This is a genomic window from Pseudomonas sp. EGD-AK9 (assembly GCF_000465935.2).
In the GTDB taxonomy this organism is placed as follows: Bacteria; Pseudomonadota; Gammaproteobacteria; order Pseudomonadales; family Pseudomonadaceae; genus Aquipseudomonas.
Window position 1 is genome coordinate 1 of sequence record NZ_AVOF01000142.1, and the last position, 7,794, is coordinate 7,794.

9 protein-coding genes and 1 pseudogene are annotated in these 7,794 nt (G+C 66.8%); 3 read left to right on the forward strand and 7 right to left on the reverse strand.

Annotated elements, in window-relative coordinates; translation table 11 throughout:
• Positions 1–400: SURF1 family protein (locus tag N878_RS08165; protein WP_021443180.1), on the reverse strand; the 400-nt coding region annotated here is incomplete at its 3' end.
• Positions 401–470: 70 nt separating this feature from the next.
• Between N878_RS08165 and N878_RS08170 the strand changes: the two genes are divergently transcribed.
• Complete coding sequence (locus N878_RS08170; RefSeq protein WP_021443181.1) at positions 471–674, forward strand: twin transmembrane helix small protein; 204 nt, start codon at positions 471–473, stop codon at positions 672–674.
• Positions 675–719: 45 nt separating this feature from the next.
• Here N878_RS08170 and N878_RS08175 read toward each other — a convergent pair whose 3' ends face one another.
• The 4 genes from N878_RS08175 to coxB are packed head-to-tail and all read right to left on the reverse strand — an operon-like array spanning position 720 to position 4,908.
• Positions 720–1,616: a cytochrome c oxidase subunit 3 gene (locus N878_RS08175; protein ID WP_021443182.1), complete on the reverse strand. Its 897-nt coding sequence runs from the start codon at positions 1,614–1,616 to the stop codon at positions 720–722.
• An 11-nt stretch (positions 1,617–1,627) separates the two neighbouring features.
• On the reverse strand, positions 1,628–2,176 hold the full coding sequence (locus N878_RS08180; protein ID WP_021443183.1) for a cytochrome c oxidase assembly protein: 549 nt from the start codon (positions 2,174–2,176) through the stop codon (positions 1,628–1,630).
• Positions 2,177–2,186: 10 nt separating this feature from the next.
• Positions 2,187–3,779, reverse strand: a complete 1,593-nt coding sequence (gene ctaD / locus N878_RS08185; protein WP_021443184.1) for a cytochrome c oxidase subunit I — start codon at positions 3,777–3,779, stop codon at positions 2,187–2,189.
• A 4-nt stretch (positions 3,780–3,783) separates the two neighbouring features.
• A complete protein-coding gene (coxB, locus tag N878_RS08190; RefSeq protein WP_031302908.1) occupies positions 3,784–4,908 on the reverse strand; it encodes a cytochrome c oxidase subunit II in 1,125 nt (374 codons plus the stop codon).
• Positions 4,909–5,317: 409 nt separating this feature from the next.
• Here coxB and N878_RS08195 point away from each other — a divergent pair, with 409 nt between their 5' ends.
• The gene (locus tag N878_RS08195; RefSeq protein WP_021443186.1) at positions 5,318–5,965 is read left to right on the forward strand and encodes a hypothetical protein; all 648 of its coding nucleotides are present in this window, start codon (positions 5,318–5,320) and stop codon (positions 5,963–5,965) included.
• A 79-nt stretch (positions 5,966–6,044) separates the two neighbouring features.
• Complete coding sequence (gene glsB / locus N878_RS08200; RefSeq protein WP_021443187.1) at positions 6,045–6,953, forward strand: glutaminase B; 909 nt, start codon at positions 6,045–6,047, stop codon at positions 6,951–6,953.
• Positions 6,954–7,019: 66 nt separating this feature from the next.
• Here the strand turns inward: glsB and N878_RS08205 are convergent, their stop codons facing one another.
• Both N878_RS08205 and N878_RS08210 read right to left on the reverse strand, forming a co-directional pair.
• Positions 7,020–7,463 carry a GNAT family N-acetyltransferase gene (locus N878_RS08205; protein ID WP_021443188.1) on the reverse strand — a complete coding sequence of 148 codons (444 nt, stop codon included), beginning with the start codon at positions 7,461–7,463 and terminating at the stop codon, positions 7,020–7,022.
• Positions 7,464–7,490: 27 nt separating this feature from the next.
• Positions 7,491–7,794 (reverse strand): annotated as a pseudogene (locus N878_RS08210) (asparaginase); the annotation flags it as partial.

A 7,794-nucleotide genomic window follows, 5' to 3' on the forward strand; every position in this document is an offset into this window, starting at 1 on the left:
GGGCCAAGGCATCCTCGGGGGTGGCGAACTGCGGCGGCCGGCGCCGATCCGGCCAGGGCAGCCAGCCGCGGTTGAGCAGCACCCAGAGGCCGCTGGCCTGGTCGTAGAAGGGTTGCAGCAGCTCCAAGCCGACGCGGCCGTCGCGCATGCGGTTGTCCAGCAACAGGCTGTGCGCGGCGTCGAACTGGCCGTACAGACGCACGCGCCGGTAGGCCGGGTCGCGGCTGCGCTCGAGCCGATCGAGGCCGAGCGGCGCGGCCTGGCGGCGGTCTTCGAAGCTGGCCAGCAGGGCGCGCTTGTCCTCGGCACGCTGCAACTGCCAGGTGCCCAGGCCGAGCAACCCGGGCAGCAGCAGGGCCACCAGCAGGCTGGGCAGCCAGCCGGGACGGAAGGCGCTCATGCGGCCGCCCCACGGACAAGGTGCTGGCTGGCTATACTGCAATACATCGCCCACTCCCCCGGAGTCTCGCATGCTCAAGGCCGCGATCGTCCTCATGCTGCTGGCCACCCTGGTCAGCCTGTTCAGCGGCCTGGTCTTCCTGGTCAAGGACGAGGGCCGTGGTTCCCGCGTGGTCAACGCCCTGACCGTCCGTGTCGGGCTGACCGCCATCACCGTCGCCCTGGTCGCCTGGGGCTTCTACTCGGGGCAACTGGTGTCTCATGTCAGCTGGTAGCGGCAGCCTCTAGCTGCCGTTTGAAGCCTGTGGCGTGCTGCTGCCTCAAAGCACATAGACGAAGACGAACAGCCCCAGCCAGACCACATCGACGAAGTGCCAGTACCAGGCGGCGGCCTCGAAGCCGAAGTGCTGGTCGGCGTCGAAGTGCCCGCGCAGGATGCGCACCAGCATCACCGTGAGGATGATCGCGCCGAGGGTCACATGGGCGCCGTGGAAGCCGGTGAGCATGAAGAAGGTGGCGCCGTAGATGCCCGAGCCGAGGGTCAGGCCCAACTCGGTGTAGGCCTCGATGTATTCCTCGATCTGGAAGAACAGGAACACCGCGCCGAGCAGAATGGTGGCCGCCAGCCAGGCCTTGAGCGGGCCGCGCCGGTTCTTCTTCAGCGCGTGGTGGGCGAAGGTCACGGTGAAGCTGGAGCTCACCAGCAAGATGGTGTTGATCAGCGGCAGGTGCCAGGGGTCGATCACCGCCGTCGGCGGCGGGAACAGCTTGGAGTCGGGGTTCTGCAGCAGCGGCCAGCTGTACTCGAAGCCTTCCCAGAGCATGTTGGTCACGCCCTTGTCGCCCTCGCCGCCGAGCCAGGGCCCGGCGAAGGTGCGGATATAGAACAGGGCGCCGAAGAAGGCGGCGAAGAACATCACCTCGGAGAAGATGAACCAGCTCATGCCCCAGCGGAACGAGCGATCCATCTGCGCGCTGTACAGGCCGCCGCGGCTCTCCTTGATCACGTTGCCGAACCAGCCGAACAGCATCCAGGCCAGGATCAGGCCGCCGACGAAGAAGATCAGCGGGCCATTGGAGCCGTCGCGGCCGGCGCTCATGTCGTTGAACCAGGTGCCCACGCCGTAGACGCTGACCAGCATGCCGAGGGTGGCGATGATCGGCCACTTGCTCTGCGCGGGGACGTAGTAGTTTTCGTGATTCTCGTGACTCGACATTGTTGTTCTCCTTATGGAGCCTGCGCCACGGGCGGCTTGCGCGCGGTGATATCGAACAGGGTGTAGCCCAGGGTCAGGTGCTTGACGTCCTGCGGCAAATCTCTATCGACGATAAAGCGCACCGGCATCTCGATGCGCTCGCCCGGCTGCAGCACCTGCTGGGTGAAGCAGAAGCATTCGGTCTTGTGGAAGAAGGCCGCCGCCTTGGACGGCGACACGCTGGGAATGGCCTGCGCGGTCATCGGCTCGCTGCTCGGGTTGTAGGCGACGAACAGCATGTCGCGCGGCTCGCCGGGGTGCACCAGGATCTCATCGGCCTGCGGGCCGAACTCCCAGACCATGCCGGCGGCGTTGGTGGCGAGGAACTGCACGCGCACCTGGCGCGCCTCGTCCACCCGCTGCTCGCCCTGGTAGGCGCCGGCGGTCTTGCCGTTGATGCCGAACACCTTGCACATGGCGTCGTAGAACGGCGGCAGGACGAACACGCCGAAGCAGAACATCGCCACCACCACCAGCAGCAGGCGTACGACCAGACGACGGGTGCCGATCACTTCACTCACGGCCGGCCTCCTACTTCACGTCGGGCGGCGTGCTGAAGGTGTGATAGGGCGCCGGCGAGGGCACCGTCCACTCCAGCCCCTCGGCGCCGTCCCAGGGCTTGGCCGGGGCCGGTTTGCCGCCGCGGATGCACTTGATGACGATGAACAGGAACAGCAGCTGGGTGGCGCCGAACATGAAGGCGCCGATGGACGAGACCATGTTGAAGTTGGCGAACATCATGTTGTAGTCGGGAATGCGCCGCGGCATGCCGGCCAGGCCGACGAAGTGCATGGGGAAGAACGCCAGGTTCATGCCGACGAAGCTCATCCAGAAATGCAGCTTGGCCAGGGTCTCGTCGTACATGTGCCCGGTCCACTTCGGCAGCCAGTAGTAGGCCGAGGCGAAGATGCCGAAGATCGCCCCGGGCACCAGCACGTAATGGAAGTGCGCCACCACGAAGTAGGTGTCGTGGTACTGGAAGTCCGCCGGGGCGATGGCCAGCATCAGCCCGGAGAAGCCGCCGATGGTGAACAGGATGACGAAGGCCACCGAGAACAGCATCGGCGCTTCGAAGGTCATCGAGCCCTGCCACATGGTGCTGGCCCAGTTGAACACCTTCACCCCGGTGGGCACGGCGATCAGCATGGTGGCGTACATGAAGAACAGCTCGCCGGTCAGCGGGATGCCGACGGTGAACATATGGTGCGCCCAGACGATGAACGACAGGAAGGCGATGGAGGCGGTGGCGTAGACCATCGAGGTGTAGCCGAACAGCGGCTTGCGGGCGAAGGCCGGGATGATCGAGCTGACCGCGCCGAACGCCGGCAGGATCATGATGTACACCTCGGGGTGGCCGAAAAACCAGAACACGTGCTGGAACAGCACCGGGTCGCCGCCGCCGGCGGCGTTGAAGAAGCTGGTGCCGAAGTGCACGTCCATCAGCATCATGGTCACGCAGCCGGCCAGCACCGGCATCACCGCGATCAGCAGGAAGGCGGTGATCAGCCAGGTCCAGACGAACAGCGGCATCTTCATCAGGGTCATGCCGGGGGCACGCAGGTTGAGGATGGTGGCGATCACGTTGATCGCGCCCATGATCGAGCTGATGCCCATCAGGTGCACGGCGAAGATGAAGAAGGTCACCGACTCCGGTGCGTAGGTGGTCGACAGCGGCGCGTAGAAGGTCCAGCCGAAGTTGGGCCCGCCGCCCTCCATGAACAGCGTGCTGATCAGCAGGCCGAAGGCCGCCGGCAGCAGCCAGAAGCTGAAGTTGTTCATCCGTGGCAGGGCCATGTCCGGCGCGCCGACCATCAGCGGGATCATCCAGTTGGCCAGGCCGACGAAGGCCGGCATCACCGCGCCGAACACCATGATCAGGCCGTGCATGGTGGTCATTTGGTTGAAGAATTCCGGCTGCACGATCTGCAGGCCGGGCTGGAATAGCTCGGCGCGGATCACCATGGCCATGGTCCCGCCGAGCAGGAACATGGCGAAGCTGAACCACAGGTACATGGTGCCGATGTCCTTGTGGTTGGTGGTCAGCACCCAGCGCATCAGGCCCTTGGCCGGGCCGTGGTGATGGTCATGCGCGGCATGGCCATGGGAATCGATCACTGCACTCATGTCCTTACTCCTGAGCCTTCTTGAAGTCGAGGATGTCCTTGGGCGTGACCATGTCGCCGACCTTGTTGCCCCAGGCGTTGCGCTCGTAAGTGATGATGGCGGCCAGATCGACCTCCGACAGTTGCTTGCCGAAGGCGGCCATGGAGGTGCCCGGCTTGCCGTTGACCACTATGTCGATATGGCCTGCGGCCGGCCCGGTGGCGATGGCCGAGCCCTTGAGCGCCGGGAACATCGGCGGCAGGCCCTCGCCACCGGCCTGGTGGCAGGCGGCGCAGGCGGTGCCGTAGGCCTTCTCGCCGCGCGCCATCAGCTCGTCCAGGGTCCATTCCTTGCTGGTCAGCTCGCGTTCGGCGGCAGCCGCCGCCTTGCGCTCGGCCAGCCAGGCGGCGAAGTCCTCCTTGGACTTGGCCTCGACCACCACCGGCATGAAGCCGTGATCCTTGCCGCACAGCTCGGTGCACTGGCCGCGGTAGATGCCGGGCTCGTCGATGCGCGTCCAGGATTCGTTGATGAAGCCGGGGATGGCGTCCTTCTTCACCGCCAGCGCCGGCACCCACCAGGAGTGGATGACGTCGGCGGCGGTGATCAGGAAGCGCACCTTGGTGCCCACCGGCACTACCAGCGGCTCGTCCACCTCCAGCAGGTAGTGCTCGCCCTTGGCCGCGCGGTTGTCGATCTGCGCCTTGGGCGTGGCCAGGTTGCTGAAGAACTCGACGTCCTGGCCCAGGTACTTGTAGTGCCACTTCCACTGGTAGCCGGTGACCTGGATATCCAGTTCCGACTCGGAGGTGTCGTAGATCTCGATCAGGGTCTTGGTCGCCGGAATCGCCATCAGCACCAGGATCGCCAGCGGCACCACGGTCCAGAGGATCTCGACCGTGGTGCTTTCGTGGAAGTGCGCGGGCTCCTGGCCGGTGGCGCGGCGGTGGACGATCATCGACCAGAACATGGCGCCGAACACCACCACGCCGATCACGACGCAGATCCAGAAGATGGTCATGTGCAGGTCGAAGACCGAGCGGCTGACCTCGGTGACACCGGGCGCCATGTTGACCGCCCACTCGGCGTGCGCCGAGCCCAATGCCAGCCACAGCAGGAGGCCCATCCAGACTCGTGGATGTCGCATCATTGCGGGTTCCCCTTATGATTCTTGTTATCCCGCCGGCGGAGCCTGCGGCTAAGGGATCGACTGCCGTACGGGGCGACCATGCCGGCGCTCACTGCCCGCGCTGGTGCCCCTGACTGCTGGCGACTGCTGTCGAAACCTCTCCGTGCCTAAGCCCGTCCGGTTCCATCAGGTACTGCCTTTCGAACTCGAGTATAGACGGCGACTTTCAGCTCGCAACGTCACCGCGAAAATGGCCGAAGCCGCGCAAGCCTTGTCCTAAACGCCCCGGCCGGAGCGGGCTGGAGAAAGATCGGCGAGTCCCTATATAGCGAGCTCGCATAAGTATTAAAAAATTATGACAATCGCGTCTTAGCCAGCCACACGCGCCGGCTAAGGTTCACGTCCATGTCCTCAAATCGCAGGAGCAGTCATGAACACCGCCGCCATCCGCCAACTGATCGACCGGGCCCGCCAGCACGAGGCCGGCAGCCAGGCCCTCGCGCAGTTCCTGCAGACCCAGCTGGAGCGCCTGCACCCGGCCATCCGCCTGCCCGCCGAGAACGCCGGCGCCACCCTGAATGCCTTTGTCGTCGCCTATATCGAGCAGGTGCCGGACGTGCTCGACGCCGCCGCCACGGTGGCCAGCGAAGCCGGTATCGAGCGCGTGATCCGGCCGGTGCTGCAGGTGGCCGAGCAGTTCTTCCTGCAGCCACCGGCGCTGATGGCCGGGCACAACGGCCTCGAGGGCCTGCTCGACGAGGCCTACCTGGCCCATCGTCTGGTCGAGGAGGTCAACGACCGCTACATCGGCCACCTCGGCCAGCCGCTGATCCCGCTGGACACCACCCGCGCCAACCTCATCGCCCATCAGTTGATCGGCGAGCCCTTCGCCAACCAGCTGGACGAGGCGGTGCACCACGCCCTGGCCGGCCTGCTCGACGACGCGAGCTTCGCCCAGCCCTCGGTGCAGGCCTACCGCGAGCGCCTCGCCGCGCCGGGTACGGTCGCCGCCTGGCAACGCTGGCCCTGCCTGTCGCAGCGACTGGGCGTCGAGTTGCGGCTGCCGCAGGAGCGCTGAGCGCCTGTGATTCCCGGTCGCCGGCGGGCGTCTAGCTGCGGTACGCCGGGCCTCGCCCGGCCCTGCCGCGAGCCCGAGCATGCAAGCGCTGTTGAACGAGATACTCGATGAAGTCCGCCCGCTGATCGGCCAGGGCAAAGTGGCCGACTACATTCCCGCCCTGGCCGGGGTGCCGGCCAACCAGCTGGGCATTGCCGTGTACGGCAACGACGGTCAGCTGCACGTGGCCGGCGAGGCGCGCACGCCGTTCTCGATCCAGAGCATCTCCAAGGTGTTCAGTCTGGTGCAGGCCATCGGCCACAGCGGCGAGGCCATCTGGCAGCGCCTCGGCCACGAACCGTCCGGGCAGCCGTTCAACTCGCTGGTGCAGCTCGAGTTCGAGCGCGGCAAGCCGCGCAACCCCTTTATCAACGCCGGCGCGCTGGTGATCTGCGACATCAACCAGTCGCGCTTCGCCGCGCCGGCACTGTCGATGCGCGACTTCGTCCGGCGCCTGTCGGGCAACCCCGAGGTGACGGTGGACAACCAGGTCGCCGAGTCGGAATACCAGCACCGCGCGCGCAACGCCGCGGCGGCCTACCTGATGCAGTCGTTCGGCAATTTCCACAACGAGGTGGAGGCGGTGCTGCGCAGCTATTTCAGCTGCTGCGCGCTGCGCATGAGCTGCGTCGACCTGGCCCGCGCCTTCGGCTTCCTGGCCAACCAGGGCTTCTGCCGGCACAGCGGCGAGCAGGTGCTGTCGCCGCGGCAGAGCAAGCAGATCAACGCCATCATGGCCACCAGCGGGCTGTACGACGAGGCCGGCAACTTCGCCTACCGCGTCGGCCTGCCGGGCAAGAGCGGGGTCGGCGGCGGCATAGTCGCGGTGGTGCCGGGGCGTTTCAGCGTCTGCGTGTGGTCGCCGGAACTCAACGCCGCCGGCAACTCGCTGGCCGGGATGAAAGCCCTGGAGCTGCTCAGCCAGCGCATCGGCTGGTCGGTGTTCTAAGCCTTACTGCACCAAGGCGCCCTGGTGCGCGCGGCGCACCCTGCGGCCGCGCGTCGCCACGGCGCGCTACAGCAGCTTGCGGTACTGGACGAAACCGGAGCGCTCGCCGATGCGTTCGTAGAGCAGCATGGCCTGGCTGTTGCTCTCGTGGGTCAGCCAGTGCACCCGCGAGCAGCCGGCTTCGCGCGCCTGCTGGTAGACGTGCTGGATCAGCTGGCGGCCGATGCCGCCGCTGCGCTGGCCCTTGGCGACGAACAGGTCCTGCAGGTAGCAGTAGTCGCCGACCGTCCAGGTCGAGCGGTGGATCACCCAGTGCACCAGGCCGACCGCCTCATCGCCCTGCCAGGCCAGCGCCGCGCCCATCGGCTCGGCCGGATCGAGAAAGCGCTGCCAGGTCACGGCGCTGGTCTCGGCGGCGATCTCGGTCATGTAGAAACGCTGGTAGCCCTGCCACAGCGGCAGCCAGGCGGCGTGGTCGGCGGCGCTGACGGGACGGATCTCGAGGCTCATGGCTTCCCTCCTGGTTGGCGTGAGGCGTCAGTCGCTCATCTCACCACAGAGATCGCGCGCCAGCCAGTGCTCCACCTCGGCCGGCGCCAGCCCGGCGCCGAGCAGGGCGAACAGCTTGCCCAGCGCCGCCTCGCGGGTCATGCCGCCGCAGGACACCAGACCGACCTCGGCCAGGCGGCTGCCGGCGGCGTACACGCCGAACTCGACATGCCCCTGCGGGCACTGGCTGATCGCCGCCAGCACCACGCCGCGGGCGGGCGCCTCGTCCAGGACCGCCAGCAGCTCGGCGTCGCCGGCCGGGCCGGTGCCGCTGCCGTAGCATTCCAGCAGC

What these genes read in the sequence shown, in the direction of transcription:
- N878_RS08170 (WP_021443181.1), top strand. Translation starts at nt 471, where the DNA reads ATGCTCAAGGCCGCGATCGTCCTCATGCTGCTGGCCACCCTGGTCAGC.
- N878_RS08205 (WP_021443188.1), bottom strand. Translation starts at nt 7,463, where the DNA reads ATGAGCCTCGAGATCCGTCCCGTCAGCGCCGCCGACCACGCCGCCTGG.
- N878_RS08175 (WP_021443182.1), bottom strand. Translation starts at nt 1,616, where the DNA reads ATGTCGAGTCACGAGAATCACGAAAACTACTACGTCCCCGCGCAGAGC.
- N878_RS08195 (WP_021443186.1), top strand. Translation starts at nt 5,318, where the DNA reads ATGAACACCGCCGCCATCCGCCAACTGATCGACCGGGCCCGCCAGCAC.
- coxB (WP_031302908.1), bottom strand. Translation starts at nt 4,908, where the DNA reads ATGATGCGACATCCACGAGTCTGGATGGGCCTCCTGCTGTGGCTGGCA.
- glsB (WP_021443187.1), top strand. Translation starts at nt 6,045, where the DNA reads ATGCAAGCGCTGTTGAACGAGATACTCGATGAAGTCCGCCCGCTGATC.
- ctaD (WP_021443184.1), bottom strand. Translation starts at nt 3,779, where the DNA reads ATGAGTGCAGTGATCGATTCCCATGGCCATGCCGCGCATGACCATCAC.